This is a genomic window from Beutenbergia cavernae DSM 12333 (assembly GCF_000023105.1).
Classification (GTDB): domain Bacteria; phylum Actinomycetota; class Actinomycetes; order Actinomycetales; family Beutenbergiaceae; genus Beutenbergia; species Beutenbergia cavernae.
In genome coordinates this window covers 2,103,794-2,123,198 of record NC_012669.1, presented here as the reverse complement: position 1 = coordinate 2,123,198, position 19,405 = coordinate 2,103,794, and the positions used below count along the sequence as shown (strand labels likewise).

Genomic DNA, 19,405 nt, shown 5'->3' with positions numbered 1-19,405 from the left:
CTCACGAGCAGATCCCGACGTCGGCGAGCCGGGCGCCGTCGACGCCCTGCTCGACCCGGAGCCGCACGCAGCGCTCACCCTGCGCGGGCACCGTTCGTCGACCCTCCGGCGTGACGCGGACGTGCGGGAGCTGGCGCACGCGGACCAGCACCTCGTCGTCGTCCGCCGCCTCGACACCGAGGACCTCCGTCCGCAGGCCCTCCAGCCGGGTCCCGCTCCCCCGCGTCCGTGCCCAGAGCTCGTCGTCCTGCGCGCGCGCCGGAGACCCCGGGGCGGAGATGGCGTGGAGCGCGTCCAGGTCGCCGGCCGTCAACGCCGCATCCCGCGCCGCGAGCAGCTCGCGCACGACGGGTCCGAGCGGGGCGCCGCCGGCGCGCTCCGGCCGCTCGGCCGCGACGACGCCGCCGAGAGCGACACCGACCAGCACTGCCGACGCCGCCACCGCGGCCATCAGCGCACGTCGCCGGGGGCTCGGTGCGCCGTGGCGCGCCGCACGCCGGCCCGAGCGGGTTCCCGCTCGCCCGGCCGACGCCACCCGGACGCCGCGACCTGACCGGGTCCGTCGGCGCCGGCTCGCTCGTACCCGGCCACCGAGCCGGGTGGTCGGCGCCGCGAGAGCCGCGGCGCGCAGGCTCGCCTGGGCCAGCACGTCACCGGCCGGCAGGCGCGGCTCCTCGGCCGCGTCGAGCGCGGCGAGCTCCGCAGCCGCGGGCCGCGACGCCGGATCCTCGGCGAGTGCGCGCTCCACCTCGGGCGGCACGTCCTCGGCGCAGAACGCCGCCAGGGCTGCGAGCGACCACACGTCACCGGCCGCGCTCGCGGGCCGGCCCGTCCGCCGTTCCGGTGCGACGAAGCCGACCGTGCCGCCCTCCGTGGGCGCGAACCCGGCGACGTCGATCAGGACCCATCCCCGTTCGGCCGCCACGACGTTCGCCGGCGACACGTCGCCGTGCACGACGCCCTGCGCATGCAGGTGCGCGAGCGCCGAGGCGACCTGGCCCACCAGCGTGCGCACCTCGCGCTCGCCGAGCGGTGCCCGCGCTGCCCGGAGTGCGGCCAACGTCGGGCCGGGAACCGGGGGGCCGACCACCGCCGTCGTCCGCTCGTCGACAGCCACGACGTCGGCGACGCCGCCCAGGTGCGGGTGGTCCAGGCCCCGCAAGCCCCCCACGCGTGCGCGGTACGGCTCGACGAGCGAAGGATCGAGCCGCACCAGGCGCACGGCCACGGGATCGCCGTCGGGAACCGCGACGGGCCGCCCGGCCCACACCGGCCCGTCGGCGCCGAAGCCCAGCGGGTCGCCGAGCCGGTACCCCGGGACCTGCGGTGCTCGTCGCGTGTGCTGCACTCCTCCATCACACCGCGAACGCGCACGGCACCGCCGTCGTTATCCACAGGCCTGGAACGTCGCCACCCGGGCGTAGGGTGACGGCGTGCGTTTCGACCGCGTCGGTCTCGGCGACGAGCTCGTGCCGTACCAGGACGGATGGGCTCGCCAGCGCGAGCTCCACGAGTCCGTGGTCGCCGGCGGCGAGGACGTCGTCGTCGAGCTCGAGCACGAGCACGTCTACACGGCCGGCCGACGCACCCGCCGCGCCGAGCGCCCCGATGACGGCACACCGGTCGTCGACGTCGACCGTGGCGGAAAGATCACCTGGCACGGCCCCGGGCAGCTCGTCGTCTACCCGATCGTGCGGCTCGCGCAGCCGGTCGACGTCGTGGCGTACGTCCGGGCGCTCGAGTCGGCGCTCATCGGCACGCTCGGCACCCTCGGGGTGAGCGGAGACCGCGTCGAGGGGCGATCGGGCGTGTGGGTGCTGGGCGACGACGGCGGCCCGGATCGCAAGATCGCGGCGATCGGCGTGCGGGTCGCCGGCGGGGTGACGATGCACGGACTCGCTCTCAACGTCGCGCCCGACCTGACCGCGTTCGAGGCCATCGTGCCGTGCGGGATCACCGACGCGGGAGTGACGTCGATCGCCGCCGAGACCGGGCGCACCCTGACGCTCGTCGAGGTGGCCGACATCCTCCGAGACGACCTCGTGCGCGCCCTCGCGGACGTCACGGCCGTGCGTACAGTGGGCGCGTGACGATCGCCCCGGAGGGTCGGCGCCTGCTGCGCGTCGAGGCCAGGAACGCCGCCGTCCCGATCGAGAAGAAGCCGCCGTGGATCAAGACGCGCGCCACGATGGGTCCGGAGTACACCGAGCTGCGCTCGCTCGTACGTCGCGAGGGCCTGCACACGGTGTGCGAGGAGGCGGGCTGCCCCAACATCTTCGAGTGCTGGGAGGACCGCGAGGCCACGTTCCTCATCGGGGGCGACCAGTGCACGCGGCGGTGCGACTTCTGCCAGATCGACACCGGCAAGCCTGCCGACTTCGACGCCGACGAACCACGCCGTGTGGCCGAGTCGGTGCAGGCGATGGGTCTGCGCTACTCGACGGTCACCGGCGTCGCGCGCGACGACCTCGCCGACGGCGGGGCGTGGCTCTACGCGGAGACCGTCCGGCAGATCCACGCACTGAACCCGGGTACCGGCGTCGAGCTGCTCATCCCCGACTTCAACGCCGAGCCGGACCAGCTCGCCGAGGTGTTCTCCTCGCGGCCCGAGGTGCTCGCCCACAACCTCGAGACGGTGCCCCGCGTCTTCAAGCGCATCCGGCCGGGGTTCCGGTACGCCCGCTCGCTGTCGGTGCTGACGGCGGCTCGCGACGCCGGCCTGGTCACGAAGTCGAACCTCATCCTCGGGATGGGCGAGACGACCGCGGAGGCCGTCGAGGCCCTGGCGGACCTGCACGCGGCAGGGTGCGACCTCGTGACGATCACCCAGTACCTGCGCCCCTCACCGCGTCACCACCCGGTGGAGCGGTGGGTGAAGCCGGAGGAGTTCGTCGAGCTGTCCGACGAGGCGGAGCGGATCGGGTTCCTCGGAGTCATGGCCGGCCCGCTCGTGCGCTCGTCCTACCGGGCAGGTCGCCTCTGGGGCCAGGCGATGGCTCGCCGCGGGCTCGAGGTCCCGCCCGCGCTCGCCCACCTCACCGAGCCGACGACGTCCCGCCAGGAGGCGGCGTCGCTGCTGCGCTGAGCGAGCGCTCAGGATCGTGCCGAGGCGTCCGCACCCGCCGGTAGGCTGAGGCATCATGGCCCGCAGCTCCTCGAAACCCGACTCCTCGGCGCCGACGAAGGCCCCCAAGGAGAAGAAGCGTCGCTGGTACCACCAGGTGTGGGAGGTCTACCAGATGACGCGGAAGGCTCAGCCTTCCATCACCTGGTGGATCCTCCTCATCATCGTGGGCGGCTCGGCCGCCGGCTACGGGCTCGGCCTGCTCTGGGGGCAGCCGATCTACACGCTGGTGCTCGCGATCCCGTTCTCCGTGCTGGGTGCGATGTTCCTGCTGGCGCGACGCGCGGAGACGGCGGCGTACGCACGGATCGAGGGCGAGCCGGGCGCCGTCTCCGCGGCCCTCGGCACCATCCGTCGCGGCTGGAACATCGAGGAGCAACCTGTCGCCGTCGACCCGCGCACCCAGGACATGGTGTTCCGGGCGATCGGCAAGCCGGGTGTGGTGCTCATCAGCGAGGGCCCGTCCGGGCGCGCCGGACGCCTGCTGGAGACGGAGAAGCGGCGCGTTCAGCGCCTGGTCCCGTCGGTGCCCGTGCACCTCGTCCAGTGCGGCCGGGGCGACGGTCAGGTCCCGCTCCCGAAGCTCGCGTCGACGGTACAGAAGCAGAAGGGCAAGCTGTCCAAGGCGGAGGTCGCCGAGGTCTCCAAGCGGCTGCGTGCCATGGGGACGGCGCGGCTGCCGATCCCGAAGGGCGTCGACCCCACGCGGATGCGCCCCGACCGCAAGGGCATGCGGGGCCGCTGAGCCGCCGACGTCAGCGAGCGCGCTCGACGATGCGCGTGCGCGCCCACCGGTCGTGCAGCGACACGCCCTCCGAGTCCCAGATGACCGCCGGGATGACGAGGCACAGTGCCACGGTGCGGACGATCGCGCTGACGATGCCGGGATGGCCGCCGTCGTCCGCCCGCACTACCCGGAGCCCGAGCACGCGGTGGCCGATCGTGGACCCGAGCGTCGCCACGAGGATCAGGGTCATGGCGGCGAAGATCGCGAGCGTGGCCCACGAGTCGAACGCGAAGAAGCCGGCACTGATCGCGGAGGCGAGGAGCCAGTCGATCACCAGCGCGCCGATCCGCCGGGCCAGCCCGGCCGGCTGCGTGCTGCTGGGACGACGGTCCCACGATGTGGTCTCAGGGTGCTGCGGTGACACCCCGCGAGCCTAGTCTCCACCGGGTGTGCGATCGTTCCGGCCGCCGGCGCCCCGCCTCGGGTGGGCGCCGGATTAACACCACCGACACATACGGGTGATGGGGCAGTAACGCCGGACGCCTAGCGTGCCAACCGCCCCCAAGGGCCCACCTACCAAGGAGTCATGGATGTTCACCACCGCCGAGGAGGCCATCGCCTTCACGAAGGAGCAGGACGTCAAGTTCGTCGACGTCCGGTTCATCGACCTGCCTGGCGTGCAGCAGCACTTCAACATCCCGGTCGAGGCCTTCAACGAGGACGCCTTCACGGAAGGTCTCATGTTCGACGGCTCCTCGATCCGGGGCTTCCAGGCGATCCACGAGTCGGACATGAAGCTCGTGCCGGACGTCACGAGCGCGTTCGTCGACCCGTTCCGGGCGCAGAAGACGCTCGTCGTGTACTTCTCGATCGTCGACCCGTTCACCGACGAGCCCTACTCCCGTGACCCCCGGACGATCGCCGCAAAAGCGGAGGCGTACCTGCGCTCGACGGGCATCGCCGACACGGTGTTCTTCGGCCCGGAGGCGGAGTTCTACATCTTCGACGACGTGCGGTTCGAGACGAACCAGCACTCGGGGTACTACTACCTCGACTCCAGCGAGGCCGCGTGGAACACGGGCCGGGTCGAGGAGGGCGGCAACAAGGCGTACAAGACGCGCTACAAGGGCGGCTACTTCCCCGTCTCCCCCGCCGACCAGTTCGCCGACCTGCGCGACTCCATCGTGACGACGCTGCAGGAGGTGGGCCTCGACGTCGAGCGGGCGCACCACGAGGTCGGCACGGCCGGCCAGCAGGAGATCAACTACCGGTTCAACACGCTGCGTTCCGCGGCCGACGACCTCATGAAGTTCAAGTACGTCGTCAAGAACGTGGTGTGGAACGCCGGCAAGACGGCGACGTTCATGCCGAAGCCGCTGTTCGGTGACAACGGCTCCGGCATGCACAGCCACCAGAGCCTCTGGAAGGACGGCCAGCCGCTGTTCTTCGACGAGCGCGGGTACGGCGGGCTGTCCGACCTGGCGCGCTGGTACATCGGCGGCCTGCTCAAGCACGCGCCGTCGCTGCTGGCGTTCACGAACCCGTCCGTGAACTCCTACCATCGCCTGGTGCCCGGCTTCGAGGCGCCGGTCAACCTCGTGTACTCGGCGCGCAACCGCTCCGCGTGCATTCGCATCCCGATCACGGGGACCTCGCCGAAGGCGAAGCGCATCGAGTTCCGCGTGCCGGACCCGTCGGCGAACCCGTACCTGGCGTTCTCGGCGATGCTCATGGCGGGCATCGACGGCATCCGCAACCGGATCGAGCCGCCGGAGCCGGTCGACAAGGACCTCTACGAGCTGCCGCCGGAGGAGCACGCCCAGATCGCTCAGGTGCCGGACTCGCTGCCCGGCGTGCTCGACGCGCTCGAGGCGGACCACGACTTCCTCACCGAGGGCGACGTGTTCACGCCGGACCTCATCTCGACGTGGATCGACTACAAGCGGACGAACGAGGTCGACCCGATCCGGCTGCGCCCGCACCCGCACGAGTTCGAGCTGTACTACGACATCTGAGGAGTGAGCGCAGCGAGCCCCGCAGGATGTCGTGGCTGGTAGAGGCATCTGAGGAGTGAGCGAGTCGCTTCTCGAGGTAGTACCGCGCGGGCTAGGGCTCAGGCGTCGCCGGAGCGCTGCTGGCGGAGCCTGCGGCGAGCCACGAGCAGGACCACGGCGATCGCGACCGTGGTGATGGTGCCGGACACCACGACCGACGCGAACGGGAAGTCGCCCAGCTGCGTGGCGACGAGGTACGCCAGCCCACACGTGTAGACCGACCAGAGCGAGCCGCCGACGGCCGACCACAGCAGGAAGTGCCGGTACGGGTGTGCGGCGATGCCGAACGTGGCGTTGACGACGAAGCGCATCCCCGGGACGTAGCGGCCGGCGACGAGCAGCGGTGGCGCGCTCGAGCCCATGATCGCCAGCACGCTCGCCACCTTCTCGTTCTCGACGGCGACGGCGAGCTTGGCCCGGTACCGGCGTCGTGCGCCGCGTGCGATCCAGTAGAGCGCCGAGTCCCCGGCGATCGCACCACCAGCGCCGGCCAGCATGACCAGCGGGAGGCTGAGGTCGCCCGTCGCGGCCAGCGTCGATGCCGCCGTCAGCGTCGTCTCGCCGGGGAACAGGGCGCAGATCCCGTCCAGGAACACGAGCAGGAAGACGGACAGGTAGGCCCACTCCGCCACGCTCGCGGTGATCGTCGCGAACCCGTCCCCTCCCCCCGCCACCTGGAGCGCGGCGACCACCAGGAGGAAGACAGCGACGCCGGCGGCGACCCACCAGCCCCAACGGCGTCGGCCGACCCGTGCCTCCGCCGTCGCATCCGCCGACGTCGCGGCGTCGGACGTGCGGTCGCTGGACACGTACCCATCCTGCCGTGGAACCCGACGCCCGGCGGGAGGCGGGTCCGCTCAGGGAGCCCGCCGTTCGACGTCGCCCGACAGTCGCGCCAGCGCGCTCGCGTGAGCGAGCTGGACCTCCTGTGAGAGCTCCGCGGCGGTCAGCGCCTCAGCGAGCGGCGCGTACTCGACGTCGACGAGCCGCCCGTCGTCCCCCACCGTCACCACTGCCGCGTGCCGCGGCGAGCTCTCGCAGACTCCGGACCCGCTCGGCCTTCGCTCGATTCCTGCGCGGCGTCCGCTGCTTCGCCCGGAAGCGTCGGCGCCGATCTCTCTGACGTCCCTCATGCGTGTCCCCTCCCCGTCGGGAATGCGGCGGAGGGCGGGTCCCGCGGGACCCGCCCTCCGTCATACGGCTTCACGTTCTGCAGACCGGACCGATCCCCCTGCGACCCGCCCGGTCGCCCGAGCGATCAGGCCATCTGGCGAGCGACGCTGCCCACGAGGGCAGGTCCGCCTGACGTACGTGGCCGGGCGCGGCCGCCGAGCAGCGCCACGAGCGAGGACTCCACCCCGACGTCGCGTCGCAGCTGGTAGTCGTCGCACCGCCAGTGCAGGTGCGTGCCCCTGTCCTGCTCGCAGAACGGGCAGCGTCCGAACAACTCGTCGTGCACCTCGCGGCAGTCCCCCCAGACGCCGAAGCCCTCGGTGACGGTCACGATCGCCGCCGGGTTCCCGCAGGTGCACAGCTCACCGGGGCGAGCACGTCGCTGGTACATCGAAACTCCCTCCACCGGGACACGGGGTCGTTCCCGGCTGACAGCGAGTCTCGCGAGCGCACCCCCTGGGTGTCCCTAGGGATCGTCCCTAGTCTTGTTCCCTGGGGCTGCCGCCGACGGCGATCCCTGCGGGCGGCGTCGACGCGGTGAGAAGTCCCCGGAGCTGACGTCGCGAGGTGAGCGCGAGCTTCGCGAGGATGTTCGACATGTGGTACTCGACGGCCTTCTCCGAGACGAACAGGGCGGCCGCGGCCTCGCGGTTCGTGTAGCCACGGGCGGCGAGGTGGGCGACCTCGTGCTCGCGTTGCGTGAGCGTGGCGATGGTCGTCCGGGAGCCGGACGCCGACCGCGCCTCCTCGAGCACCGAGCCGAGCGCCTCCTCGGCACGCCGGGCCTCGTGCACCGCGCCGAGCACGTCGAACCTCCGGCGCGCGGACGAGAGCAGCCGCGACGCCTCGTCCGCCCGTGCCCGCCGGCCGGCGGACTCCTCGAGGAGTCCCCGCTCGTACGGGTTCGACGTCGGCAGGGCGAGGCCCTCGGCGTCCCAGCGCGCGGCTGCTGCGGCGTCACCGCGTGCGGCAGCGAGGTCGGCATGGAGTCGGCACCAGGCTTCCGGTGCCATGGAGCGCCGGCTCGGCCGGCTCTCCCGGGGCGCGTGCTCCAGCACGTCGAGCGCCGCCGTCGCCTCGTCGAGGCGCCCCTCCTGGACGAGAGCCGAGACGTACGTCGCGGGCTCGAGCGCGAGGTCGCCGATGTCGAGCACGCGCGCCGCGTCGCCGTGCGCCCGCGCGAGCGTGAGGTCCGCGAGCCGGATCGCCTCGGTCATGAGTGGTCTGGAGAGGGTGACGTCGCGCAGCGCGGACCTGGCGTGAGCGAGGTGCATCCGGGCGACCTGCACGTTCCCTCGTGCGGCGGGCACGAGCGCCGACACCGCATACGCACCGGCCGGGCTGCCGCGCCGCCCTGCGCCGTCGAGGGTCGACGTCACGAGGGCGTTCGCCGTGATCGCGCACTCGTTCCACTGGCCGAGCGCGAACTGCGTGAGCGCGAGCTGCACGAGGTCGTACTCCGACAGGCGCTCCGCGTCCCCCTCGGCGAGGTCGCGGCCGCGCACCAGGTCGTCGAGCGCCATCTCGAGGTCGCCCTGCCACCGCGCGATGCCCCCGCGCGCCGAGAACGCGACGGCGTGGTGCCGCCCGGCCGCCGACGGGTCGTCCAGCTCGGCGTCGAGCATCGCTCGTGCGGCGATCGGGTCGCCGGTGAGCCAGGTGTCCAGCGCCCGCAACGTCACCAGCGCGACGCGCGCCTCGTCGACGGCGTCCCGATCGGCGACGTCGTCACTCGCCTCGAGATGGCCGAGCGCGACACCGAGGTGCTCGATCGCCAGACCGAGCGAGGTCAGCTCCACCGTCGCCGACGCGTACCACCCGGCGGTCATCGCGGAGTACGCGCGGTCCCGCCAGCTCTGCGGTGGCTCGAGCTCGCCGTCGGCCGCCGCGGCGAGCAGCTCCATGCCGCGCGCGAAGTCGCCGGCGCTCCCGACGCCGTGGCCGAGCAGCCAGCTCCTCGCGCGTCCGGGTGGCATCGCCTCGAGCTCGCCCTGCAGCGGGGCGAGCAGCTCCGGCCGTCGGGCGTGCAGCGCGTACGCCCCCGCGCGGATGAGCCGGTGGTCGCGGTCGACGCCCGGCGCGCTCGCCTGAGCGGCGTTGTGGCCGTACCGGACGGCGATCTCCGCCTCGCCGAGCGCCGCCGCCTCCGCGGCACGCTCCTCGAGCTCGCGCGCGAGGTCCTCGTCCGGGCCGGTGAGCGCGGCGAGCCGATGCCGGTACGACCGCGTTCCCCCGGTCACCTGCGCCGCCGCGGCGTGCAGGGCGACGCGCCGCTCCTCGCCGAGCCCGGACAGGACGGCGTCGGCGATCTGTCGGTGCGCGAGCGTGAGCCGCGGCGCCGGATCATCCTGCCGGCGGACCACCGGCGTCGCGAGCGCGGCGTCGACGCCGTCGGGCAGCCCGGCGATCTGCGCCATCCGCCGCACGTCTGCGGGCGGCGTGGGTGCGTCGAGCACCGCCAACGCCTCGATGATGCCCCGCGCCTGGGGCGGGCACTCCTCGAGCACGTCGAGCACCGTCAGGTCGATCGCCACGAGGCGGGAGAGGTCGGCCGCTGCCGCGTTCGCCAGACGCGCCAGACCCTCGCCCGCGAGATCGCCCGTGACCCCGTAGGCGTCGAGCACCGTCGTGAGGTGGAGCGGGTTCCCGCGGGTCACGTCGACGAGATCGCGCACGAGCCCGGGTGGGGGCTCCACGGCCGTCCGCGCCCGGACGAGCGCCGAGACGTCCGCCGGACCCAGCCCGGTGAGGACGATGGTGTCGCCGCGTCCGGGGTCGCGGGCCAGGCGGCCCACCTCCTCGACGAAGTCGCCCGTCGCCTCCGTGCTGGCCGCGAGCACGAGGATCGGGTGCCGCTGGAACCGCCGCATGACGAAGCCGAGCGCGAGAGCCGACGTGTCGTCGATCCACTGCGCGTCGTCGAGCACGAAGCACAGCGGCGTGGTGACGACTCCGAGCGCCGCGACGATCGTCGAGCCGACGTACAGCGGGTCCACCCGCTCCGTGAGGCCGGGCGGGACCTTGTCGGACCGCATGTGGGGCGGCAGCTGGGCGGTGAACTGGTTGAACACGCCGTACGGGAGCTGGGTCTCGGCTCGGTTCCCGCTGGTCCACGCCACCGTCCAGGTCGGGTCCAGCGCCTCGGTGACGGCCCGCAGCAAGGCGGTCTTGCCCATCCCCGACTCGCCCCGCACGAGCTCCACGCGCGCCCTCCCTGCCGCCGCCTCCGCGGCTGCTCGGGTGAGCACGGCAACCTCTCGCTCGCGACGGACGAGGCTCACGCGCTCACGCTCCCGACCCCTCCGGCGACCAGACGTTCCATGCTAGCGATCCGCACGGCTCCGGGACGAGGATCCGTGCGGGGTGACGGCGTTCAGTCGCCGTAGAAGAGGCGTTCGACGACGCCGCGGGCGCGCCGGGCCGAGCGCAGGTAGTCCTCCTCGAGCGCCGCACCCGAGCCGGGCGGGTAGCCGAGCAGGCGGGCGACGGCGCTCAGCTCCTGACGCTCGTGCGGGAGCACGTCCACCTTCGCGCTGCGCGTGCGGCCCGTCGCGAGGACGATCGCGTCGCGCAGCCGGGACGCGAGGCGCCACGCGTCCCGGAGGCGTTCGTGGTCACCCGCGGTGAGCAGGTCGGCCTCCAGCGCGGCGTCCAGGGCGTCGAGCGTCCGCGGGGTCCGCAGCCCCGGATGCGTGCCGGCGTGCCGCAGCTGCAGGAGCTGCGCCGTCCACTCGACGTCGGCCAGCCCGCCACGTCCCAGCTTGAGATGCCGGTTCGCCGGCACACCGCGCGGCAGCCGTTCCGCCTCGACGCGCGCCTTGATCCGGCGCAGCTCGCGCAGCTGGGTGGTGTCGACACCGGCCTCGTCGTAGCGCACCGGGTCCACGAGCCGGACGAACCCCTCCGCCAGGTCGTCGTCGCCGGCGACCGGCCGCGCCCGGAGCAGCGCCTGCCGCTCCCAGACGCCCGCCCACCGCTCGTAGTACTCCCCGTACGCGTCCAGCGACCGGGTCAACGGACCGTTCCGCCCTTCCGGGCGCAGGCCGGCGTCGACCTCCAGCGGCGGCTCCGGCCCGATCTGGCCGAGGAGTGCGCCGACCCGGTGGGCGACGTCGAGCGCGAACGCCTGCGCGCGCTCCGCGTCGGCGCCGGGGAGCGGGTCGTGCACGAACATCACGTCCGCGTCGCTGGCATAGCCGAGCTCGTGGCCGCCGAGCCGGCCCATGGCGACGACGAGGAGCCGGGTCGGTGCGTCGTCGACCCCCGCGGCACGCACCGCCTCCGCCCGGGCGAAGCGCAGCGCCCCGCGCAGCGCCGCGTCGGCGACCGTCGAGATCGGCCGTCGGTCGCCCGCCAGGTGCTCGAGGACGTCGTCGACCCCGGTGCGCACCAGCTCGCGACGGCGCAGGTACCGGATCGCCGTCGCCGCGCCGACGGGTTCGGACCGCCGCCGCAGGATCGCGTCCATCTCGCTCTCGAGCGCCGGCGCGTCGCGCGGTCGCAGGTCGGCGTCCTCGCCGAGCCACGCGACGGACTCGGGCGAGCGGCGCAGGGCGTCGGCCAGGTACCGGCTCGAGGAGAGCACGGCCGCCAGCCGCCGCGCGGCGACGCCGGAGTCCCGCAGGAGCTTGAGGTACCAGTGCGAGGCACCGAGCTCGTCGGACAGCGCCCGGAACGCGAGCAGCCCGCCGTCGGGATCGGGACCGTCGGCGAACCAGCCGATCATCACCGGCAGCAGGTGTCGCTGGATCGCCGCGCGGCGGGTGACGCCCTCCGTGAGCGCCGCGATGTGCCGCACCGCGCCGTCCGGGTCGCGGTACCCGATCGCGGCGAGGCGCGCCCGGGCGGCGTCGGGGGCGAGCGACGCGTCCTCCGCGGACAGGCGCGCTGTCGCCGGGAGCAGGGGGCGGTAGAAGAGCTCCTCGTGCAGGCGTCGCACGTCGCGCCGCGTGTGGCGCCACCGCACGAGCAGCTCGGCCACGGGGTCGCCGTCGTCGCCGTCGTCCGGCAGCGTCCCGACGGCGCGCGCCAGCCGCCGCAGGTCGGCGTCCGACGTCGGGATCAGGTGGGTGCGCCGCATCCGGTACAGCTGGACGCGGTGCTCCAGCAGGCGAAGGAAGCGGTAGCAGACGGCCAGGCGGGCGGCGTCCTCGCGCCCGACGAACCCCTGGGCCGCGAGCGAGGCCAGGGCGGCCAGCGTGTTCCGGGACCGGATCTCCGGCGCGAGCCGGCCGTGCACGAGCTGGAGGAGCTGGACGGTGAACTCGACGTCGCGCAGCCCCCCGGGTCCGAGCTTGATCTGCCGGTCGACCTCGTTCGGGGGGACGTGCGCCTCGACCCGCCGCCGCATCGCCTGCGCGTCCTCGACGAAGTTCTCCCGGTTGACGGCGCTCCACACCATCGGCGCGAGCGCCTCGGTGTACGCGGCGCCGAGCTCCCGGTCCCCGGCGACCGGCCGTGCCTTGAGCAGCGCCTGGAACTCCCACGTCTTCGCCCAGCGCTCGTAGTAGGCGACGTGGCTCGCCAGCGTGCGCACGAGCGGGCCCTGCTTGCCCTCGGGGCGCAGCGCGGCGTCGACCTCCCAGAGCGCCGGCTCCCCGCCCGGAGCCGAGCAGGCGCGGGCGAGCCCGGCGGCCAGGCGCGTGGCGACGGCGAGCGCCTCGTCCTCGGGCAGGCCGTCCGGCTCGGCCACGTAGACGACGTCGACGTCGGACACGTAGTTGAGCTCGCGCCCGCCGGTCTTGCCCATGCCGATGACGGCGAGGCGCACGTGCTGCGCGTCGTCGCCCACGGCAGCGCGCGCGACGGCCAGAGCCGCCTCGAGCGCGGCGGAGGCCAGGTCCGCGAGCGTCGCGGCGACTCCCGGGAGCACGGAGAGCGGATCGGGCCGGGTGAGGTCCGACGCGGCGACGCGGCTCAGCTGACGCCGGTAGCAGCGCCGGAGCTCGTCGGGGCCGCCCCGCGCGACCGGTCGTGCGGCGTCCGGGTCGGCGCCGACGGCCCGGAGCATGGTCGCGCGCAGCTGCTCGGGGGGCTCGGCGAGGATGCCCGCCCCCGCGTCCTCGATCACGACGTCGACGTCCGCCGGGTGCGCGACGAGGGAGTCTCCGAGCGCCGCCGAGCCCCCGAGGACCGCGAGGAGCCGACGGCGTCCCTCGCCGTCGCGGGCGAGCACGCCGCCCAGCGCCGTCCGACCCTCGTCGTCCGCCGCGGCGTGGAGCCTGACGAGCGTGAGGAGCGCGAGGTCGGGATCGTCGACGTCGCCCAGCCCCGCCACGAGCCCCGCATCGCCGTCGGCGTCGGCCTCGGCGTCCAGCACCGCCGCCACCCACGGCTCGGCGAGCAGCTCCGCGGCACGTTCGGCGTGGACGAACCCGAGACGGACGAGCCGTCCCGTGCGCGAGCTGCGTCGGCTCACAGGGCGCGGAGGAAGCGGGAGACCTCGTACGGCGTGACCTGGGCCCGGTACTCCGCCCACTCCTGGCGCTTGTTGCGCAGGAAGTACTCGAAGACCGACTCACCGAGCGTCTCCGCCACCAGCTCGGACGACTCCATGACTGTGATCGCCTGCTCGAGGTTGCCGGGCAGCGGGGCGATGCCGAGGGCGCGGCGCTCGGCGTCGGAGAGGTCCCAGACGTTGTCCTCCGCCTCGTCCGGCAGCTCGTACCCCTCGCGGACCCCCTTGAGACCCGCCGCCAGGAGCACGGCGAACGCCAGGTACGGGTTCGTCGAGGAGTCGATGCCGCGATACTCCACGCGCGCCGACTGCCCCTTGCCCGGCTTGTACATCGGCACGCGGATGAGCGCCGACCGGTTGTTGTGTCCCCAGCACACGTAGCTGGGCGCCTCGCCGCCGCCCCAGAGCCGCTTGTAGGAGTTCACGTACTGGTTGGTCACCGCCGTGATCTCGGCGCTGTGCCGCAGCAGGCCGGCGATGAACGCCCGCGCCACCGGCGACAGCTCGTACTGGGCGCCCGGCTCGTGGAACGCGTTCGTGTCACCCTCGAAGAGCGAGAGGTGGGTGTGCATGCCCGAGCCGGGGTGGCCGGCGAGCGGCTTCGGCATGAACGTCGCCATGATCCCCTGCTCGAGGGCCACCTCCTTCACCACGGTCCGGAACGTCATGATGTTGTCGGCGGTCGACAGGGCGTCCGCGTAGCGCAGGTCGATCTCGTTCTGGCCCGGGCCGGCCTCGTGGTGGGAGTACTCGACGGAGATGCCCATGGACTCGAGCAGCGTGATCGTCGCGCGCCGGAAGTCGTGCCCGGTCCCCCGCGCCACGTGGTCGAAGTACCCCGCCGTGTCGATCGGGACGAGCGGCCCGGTCTCGGACTCGGGGGTGTGGAACAGGTAGAACTCGACCTCGGGGTGCGTGTAGAACGTGAACCCCGCGTCGGCGGCCTCCGACAACGCGCGCTTGAGGACGTTGCGCGGGTCGGCCGCCGCGGGCTCGCCGTCGGGCGTGAGGATGTCGCAGAAGATGCGGGCCGTGCCCCGTTGGTCGCCGCGCCAAGGCAGCACCTGGAACGTCGACGGGTCCGGCTTCGCGAGCATGTCCGCCTCGTAGACGCGTGCCAGGCCCTCGATCGCCGACCCGTCGAACCCGATCCCCTCCGCGAAGGCGCTCTCGAGCTCGGCCGGGGCCACCGCCACCGACTTGAGGATGCCCAGCACGTCGGTGAACCACAGGCGGATGAAGCGGATGTCCCGCTCCTCGATCGCCCTGAGGACGTACTCCTGCTGCCTGTCCATGCCACTCCCGCCGTCGCTCGCCGCTTCGCGGGTGCCGGGTCGCTGCGCAAATGACGCCGCCAGCGGACCCGTCCCGCGTGCGTTCCTATCATGGCGTGCCGCGGCGCCCACGGGCGCCCCTCGCCGTGCGTCGCGCCGGCCCGCACTAGGCTGGTTCGGTGAGCACGTTGCGACTCGCCCTCGCCCAGGTGAACTCGGCGGTCGGGGACCTCGAGGGCAACGCGCAGACGGTGCTCCGGCTCGCGCTCGCCGCGCAGGCCGCCGGCGCGGATCTCGTGGCCTTCCCCGAGATGGTGCTGACCGGCTACCCGATCGAGGACCTCGCGCTGCGCGGGTCGTTCCGACGAGCCGTCGCGGCCCAGGAACGCCGCCTCGCCGCAGCGCTCGTGGACGAGGGCGCCGGCGACGTGCACGTGGTCGTCGGGTCGCTCTCCGAAGCCGCTGACGGCCGGCCCACGAACACGGCGGCGGTGCTGCGCGACGGCCGCGTCGTCGCCCGGTACACGAAGCACCACCTGCCGAACTACGGCGTCTTCGACGAGTACCGCATCTTCGCGTCGGGCTCCGACCCCGTGGTCGTCGACGTCGCCGGCCATCGGGTGGGGCTCGCGATCTGCGAGGACATCTGGCGCGACGGCGGCACCGTGGCGCAGCTGGCGAGCCCGGGCGTCGATCTCCTGCTCGTCATCAACGGCTCGCCGTACGAACGCGGCAAGGGCTACCTGCGCAGCCGTCTCGCCGCTGAGCGCGCGGCGGAGCTGAGCGCACCCGTCGCGTACGTGAACCTCATCGGCGGGCAGGACGACCTGGTGTTCGACGGCGGCTCGTTCGTGCTCGACGTCGACGGCACGGTCGTCGCCCGGTCCCCCACGTTCGACGAGGACCTCCTGCTGCTCGACCTGCCAGGCGCCGGCGACCCGCCCGAGCAGCCGGGTCACGTGGCCCGCGTCGACGACGACACGGCCCAGATGTACGACGCCGTCGTCCTCGGGCTCCGCGACTACGCCCGCAAGAACGGGTTCACCGACGTCGTCCTCGGCATCTCGGGCGGGATCGACTCGGCGCTGACGGCCACCGTCGCGTGCGACGCCGTCGGCGCGGACCACGTGCTCGGCGTCGCGATGCCGAGCGCCTACTCCTCCGAGCACTCGCTCGCCGACGCCCGCGAGCTCGCGGAGCGGACCGGCCTCACGTACCGCGAACAGCCGATCGAGCCGTTCGTCGACGCGTTCCAGGGCGAGCTGCGGCTCGACGGCGTTCCCGCGGAGAACCTGCAGGCCCGGGTGCGCGGCGTCGTCCTCATGGCGATCTCGAACGCCGAGGGGCACCTCGTCATCGCCCCGGGCAACAAGTCGGAGCTCGCCGTCGGCTACTCCACGATCTACGACGCCGGGAGCATCGGCGGCTTCGCCCCCCTCAAGGACGTGCTGAAGACGCGCGTCTGGGAGCTGGCCCGGTACCGCAACGCGCGAGCCCGGGCGGCCGGCGAGACGCCGCCCATCCCGGAGAGCTCGATCACGAAGCCGCCGTCGGCCGAGCTGCGGCCCGGTCAGAAGGACAGCGACTCCCTGCCGGACTACGAGCTGCTCGACGACGTCCTGGACGCCTACGTCGAGCGCGCGCTGGGTCGCGACGAGCTGGAGGCGTCCGGGTTCGCGCCCGACGTCGTCGACCTCGTCCTGCGTCTCGTGGACCGCGCGGAGTGGAAGCGGCGCCAGTACCCCCTCGGGCCGAAGGTGACGTCGCTGGCGTTCGGCCGTGACCGCCGGCTGCCCGTGACCTCCCGCTGGCGTGAAGAATGAGCGAGGACTCCGACAGCGAGCGCCAGCGAGCGCCAGCGAGCGCAGGAGGATCGCGACCGATGAGCGACCTGAAGGAGCACCCATGACCGGCCCCGCACCGGAGCCCGCCCCCAAGCCGACGCGCGTGCGCGTCCAGCACCTGCGTGCCGCGAAGGAGCGCGGCGAGCGCCTGACGATGCTGACGGCGTACGACGCCGTCACCGCGCGGATCTTCGACGCCGCGGGCGTCGACATGCTCCTCGTCGGCGACTCCATCGGCGACAACATGCTCGCCCACCCGAACACGATCCCGGTGACGATGGACGAGCTCATCCCCGCGGTCCGTGCGGTCAGCCGAACGGTGAGACGAGCCATGGTCGTGGCCGACCTGCCGTTCGGCTCCTACGAGGCGTCGCCCGAGCAGGCGCTGGCGAGCTCGGTCCGGATGCTGAAGGAGGGCGGCGCGCACGCGGTGAAGTTCGAGGGCGGCGAACGCGTCGCGCCGCACGTCGCGCTCCTCACCGGAGCCGGGATCCCGGTGGTGGGCCACCTCGGCTTCACGCCGCAGTCCGAGAACATCCTCGGTGGCAAGCGCGTCCAGGGGCGGACGGCGGAGGCCGCCGAGCAGCTGTCGGCCGACGCCGTCGCGCTCCAGGAGGCGGGCGCCGTCGCCGTCGTCCTCGAGATGGTCCCCGCCCCCGTGGCCGCACGGGTGACGGAGATCCTGGCGATCCCCACGATCGGGATCGGAGCGGGTCCGACGTGCGACGGGCAGGTGCTCGTGTGGACCGACATGGCCGGCATGGGCGGCTGGTCACCGCGGTTCGCGAAGCAGTTCGGGCAGGTCGGCGCCGCGCTGGAGCAGGCGGCGCGGGACTTCGCGGACGAGGTCCGGACCGGGACCTTCCCGGCGGCCGAGCACGCCTACTGGGAGTGAGTGCCCCCGCCTTCGCGCCAGGCGCGGTCGTCGTCGTCCCAGTCCTCGCTGCGCGCGCGGGCGATCACCAGCGCGTTCTCCGCGTCCTGGCGTGTGGCGTACGGCCCCATCCGGTGCCGCCAGCTGCTCACCATCCCGTGCTCCACCTCGCCCGTGGCGAGGTTGAAGTAGAACCCGCTGGTGTCGCCGTGCCCCGTGGCCTGCTCGTTGCGCGCCATCGTCGCCCCTTTCGTAGACTCCCATCGTCCCACCCGCCGAGGTCGAGGTGCCGATGAGCAAGAAGACGAAGTCGAAGGTCGCGTTCGGGATCGACGTCGGCGGGTCCGGCATCAAGGGGGCTCCGGTCGACCTGGAACGCGGGGACTTCGCCGCCGACCGTGTGCGCATCGCCACCCCGGAGCCGTCCACGCCGGACGCCGTCGCGTCCGTCTTCACGGATCTCGTCGCGCGGTTCGACCTCCCGGACGACGCCGCTGTGGGCGTGACGTTCCCGGCGATCATCCGGCGCGGCGTGGCGTTCTCCGCCGCGAACGTCGACCCGGGGTGGATCGGGACGGACATCGCGAAGGTCGTGAAGAAGGCCACCGGACACCGCGCCGTCGTCGTCAACGACGCCGACGCCGCCGGGTACGCGGAGGTCGTGTACGGCGCGGCGAAGGGCAAGGACGGACTCGTCATCGTGCTCACGCTCGGCACGGGCATCGGGAGCGCGATGATCTACGACGGCGTCCTCGTGCCGAACTCCGAGCTCGGGCACCTCGAGATCGACGGTCACGACGCCGAGACGCAGGCCTCGAGCGGCGTGAAGGACCGCGAGGGGTGGAGCTACGAGGAGTGGATCCCGCGCCTGCAGCGGTACTTCGACGTCGTCGAGTTCCTGTTCTCGCCGGACCTGTTCGTGGTCGGCGGCGGGGTGAGCAAGGACCACGAGAAGTTCCTCCCGTTCCTCAAGCTCCACACGCCGATCGTTCCGGCGAAGCTGCGCAACCGTGCCGGGATCGTCGGAGCCGCGGCTCTCGCGGCCAAGGCGAGCGAGTGAGCGCGACCGATGACGTCCGACAGCTCGCGCAGGTCGCCCCAGGGGTCTGGGTGGGCCAGGTCGAGTTCTGGGCGACCAACACGACGGTCGTCGTCTCGGCCGACGGCGCGGCGCTCGTCGTCGATCCGGCGCTGACGCTCGCGGAGATCGACGCGCTCGCGGCCGTCGTCGACGCGCGCGGCTGGCGGGTGGTCGCCGGCTTCGCCACGCACGTGCACTTCGATCACGTGCTGTGGTCCCAGGCGCTGGGCGCGGCGCCGCGGTGGGCGAGCGCGACCACCGTGCGCATGGCCCGGGAGCACCCGGAGCGCGTGCTCCCCGACTCGACGGTGGAGCGGCTCGGCATCCCGCGATCCGTCCTCGATGGCCTGGTGGCGATGCCCGACGGCGTCACGGACGTCCCGTGGGCCGGTCCCGTGGCGCGGGTCCTCACGCACGACGCCCACGCACCGGGGCACGCCGCGCTGCTCCTGGTGGACCAGCGTGTCCTCCTCGCCGGGGACATGGTCTCGCGCCGTGAGGTACCGCTGCTCGACACGGACGCCGCCGACCCGGTGGGGACCTACCGCGCGGGGCTCGAGGTGCTGGCGGCGCCTCTCGAGCGGGGCGACGTCGACGTCGTCGTGCCCGGCCACGGCGACGTCCTCGACCAGGCCGCCGCCCTCGCCGTCGTGCAGCAGGACCGCGCCTATCTCGAGACCCTCTCCGCCGGCGTCGTCCCGGACGACCCGCGCCTCGCCGACGAGTGGGTGCGCGGCCAGCACGACGCACAGGTCGCCGCGCTCGGTCTGGCGAGGGCGTAGCACCAGCGCCTGCGT

Annotated in this window: 17 protein-coding genes; 8 read left to right on the top strand and 9 right to left on the bottom strand. The window is 73.3% G+C overall.

All coding sequences use genetic code 11. The annotated features are described in order from the left end of the window. Nucleotide 1: 1 nt before the first annotated feature. The gene (locus BCAV_RS09375; protein WP_015882356.1) at nt 2-1,348 is read right to left on the bottom strand and encodes a protein kinase domain-containing protein; all 1,347 of its coding nucleotides are present in this window, start codon (nt 1,346-1,348) and stop codon (nt 2-4) included. An 85-nt stretch (nt 1,349-1,433) separates the two neighbouring features. Here BCAV_RS09375 and lipB point away from each other — a divergent pair, with 85 nt between their 5' ends. Genes lipB through BCAV_RS09360 form a run of 3 tightly spaced genes read left to right on the top strand, consistent with a single transcriptional unit; the run spans nt 1,434 to nt 3,869 of the window. Next, complete coding sequence (gene lipB, locus BCAV_RS09370; RefSeq protein WP_015882355.1) at nt 1,434-2,090, top strand: lipoyl(octanoyl) transferase LipB; 657 nt, start codon at nt 1,434-1,436, stop codon at nt 2,088-2,090. Then, nucleotides 2,087-3,085, top strand: a complete 999-nt coding sequence (gene lipA, locus BCAV_RS09365; RefSeq protein ID WP_015882354.1) for a lipoyl synthase — start codon at nt 2,087-2,089, stop codon at nt 3,083-3,085. The genes lipB and lipA overlap by 4 nt, the downstream gene beginning before the upstream one ends. A 55-nt stretch (nt 3,086-3,140) precedes the next feature. Then, nucleotides 3,141-3,869: a DUF4191 domain-containing protein gene (locus tag BCAV_RS09360; protein WP_015882353.1), complete on the top strand. Its 729-nt coding sequence runs from the start codon at nt 3,141-3,143 to the stop codon at nt 3,867-3,869. Between the two features lie 10 nt (nt 3,870-3,879). On the opposite strand, the gene BCAV_RS09355 is transcribed toward BCAV_RS09360, so the two are convergent. Next, on the bottom strand, nt 3,880-4,275 hold the full coding sequence (locus BCAV_RS09355; RefSeq protein WP_015882352.1) for an RDD family protein: 396 nt from the start codon (nt 4,273-4,275) through the stop codon (nt 3,880-3,882). A 166-nt stretch (nt 4,276-4,441) separates the two neighbouring features. Between BCAV_RS09355 and glnA (BCAV_RS09350) the strand changes: the two genes are divergently transcribed. After that, the gene (gene glnA / locus BCAV_RS09350) at nt 4,442-5,866 is read left to right on the top strand and encodes a type I glutamate--ammonia ligase (protein WP_015882351.1); all 1,425 of its coding nucleotides are present in this window, start codon (nt 4,442-4,444) and stop codon (nt 5,864-5,866) included. 98 nt (nt 5,867-5,964) lie between these two features. Here glnA (BCAV_RS09350) and BCAV_RS09345 read toward each other — a convergent pair whose 3' ends face one another. The 6 genes from BCAV_RS09345 to glnA (BCAV_RS09325) all read right to left on the bottom strand — a co-directional run bounded on the left by BCAV_RS09345 (nt 5,965) and on the right by glnA (BCAV_RS09325) (nt 14,830). Further along, the gene (locus BCAV_RS09345; RefSeq protein ID WP_015882350.1) at nt 5,965-6,714 is read right to left on the bottom strand and encodes a DedA family protein; all 750 of its coding nucleotides are present in this window, start codon (nt 6,712-6,714) and stop codon (nt 5,965-5,967) included. Nucleotides 6,715-6,762: 48 nt separating this feature from the next. Continuing rightward, the gene (locus tag BCAV_RS22950) at nt 6,763-6,915 is read right to left on the bottom strand and encodes a hypothetical protein (RefSeq protein ID WP_187292863.1); all 153 of its coding nucleotides are present in this window, start codon (nt 6,913-6,915) and stop codon (nt 6,763-6,765) included. A gap of 248 nt (nt 6,916-7,163) precedes the next feature. Then, the gene (locus tag BCAV_RS09340) at nt 7,164-7,469 is read right to left on the bottom strand and encodes a hypothetical protein (RefSeq protein WP_015882348.1); all 306 of its coding nucleotides are present in this window, start codon (nt 7,467-7,469) and stop codon (nt 7,164-7,166) included. A gap of 88 nt (nt 7,470-7,557) precedes the next feature. Beyond that, the gene (locus tag BCAV_RS09335; protein WP_083770001.1) at nt 7,558-10,359 is read right to left on the bottom strand and encodes an AAA family ATPase; all 2,802 of its coding nucleotides are present in this window, start codon (nt 10,357-10,359) and stop codon (nt 7,558-7,560) included. Between the two features lie 92 nt (nt 10,360-10,451). Then, nucleotides 10,452-13,496, bottom strand: coding sequence for a bifunctional [glutamine synthetase] adenylyltransferase/[glutamine synthetase]-adenylyl-L-tyrosine phosphorylase (locus BCAV_RS09330; protein ID WP_015882346.1), 3,045 nt, complete (start codon nt 13,494-13,496; stop codon nt 10,452-10,454). Then, the gene (gene glnA, locus BCAV_RS09325; RefSeq protein WP_015882345.1) at nt 13,493-14,830 is read right to left on the bottom strand and encodes a type I glutamate--ammonia ligase; all 1,338 of its coding nucleotides are present in this window, start codon (nt 14,828-14,830) and stop codon (nt 13,493-13,495) included. Before glnA (BCAV_RS09325) ends, BCAV_RS09330 begins: the two co-directional genes overlap by 4 nt. Nucleotides 14,831-14,988: 158 nt before the next feature. On the opposite strand from glnA (BCAV_RS09325), the gene BCAV_RS09320 reads away from it, so the two are divergent. Together BCAV_RS09320 and panB are read left to right on the top strand one after the other, a co-directional pair. After that, nucleotides 14,989-16,632, top strand: coding sequence for an NAD+ synthase (locus BCAV_RS09320; RefSeq protein WP_015882344.1), 1,644 nt, complete (start codon nt 14,989-14,991; stop codon nt 16,630-16,632). An 82-nt stretch (nt 16,633-16,714) separates the two neighbouring features. Beyond that, nucleotides 16,715-17,548 carry a 3-methyl-2-oxobutanoate hydroxymethyltransferase gene (gene panB / locus BCAV_RS09315; RefSeq protein ID WP_015882343.1) on the top strand — a complete coding sequence of 278 codons (834 nt, stop codon included), beginning with the start codon at nt 16,715-16,717 and terminating at the stop codon, nt 17,546-17,548. Here the strand turns inward: panB and BCAV_RS09310 are convergent. Beyond that, complete coding sequence (locus tag BCAV_RS09310) at nt 17,536-17,766, bottom strand: hypothetical protein (protein ID WP_015882342.1); 231 nt, start codon at nt 17,764-17,766, stop codon at nt 17,536-17,538. The two genes, panB and BCAV_RS09310, sit on opposite strands and share 13 nt — an antisense overlap. A 53-nt stretch (nt 17,767-17,819) precedes the next feature. Here BCAV_RS09310 and ppgK point away from each other — a divergent pair, with 53 nt between their 5' ends. Further along, the gene (ppgK, locus tag BCAV_RS09305; RefSeq protein WP_015882341.1) at nt 17,820-18,587 is read left to right on the top strand and encodes a polyphosphate--glucose phosphotransferase; all 768 of its coding nucleotides are present in this window, start codon (nt 17,820-17,822) and stop codon (nt 18,585-18,587) included. Next, entirely contained in the window at nt 18,584-19,390 is an 807-nt protein-coding gene (locus tag BCAV_RS09300) for an MBL fold metallo-hydrolase (protein ID WP_015882340.1), read from the top strand. Before ppgK ends, BCAV_RS09300 begins: the two co-directional genes overlap by 4 nt. Nucleotides 19,391-19,405: the final 15 nt, after the last annotated feature.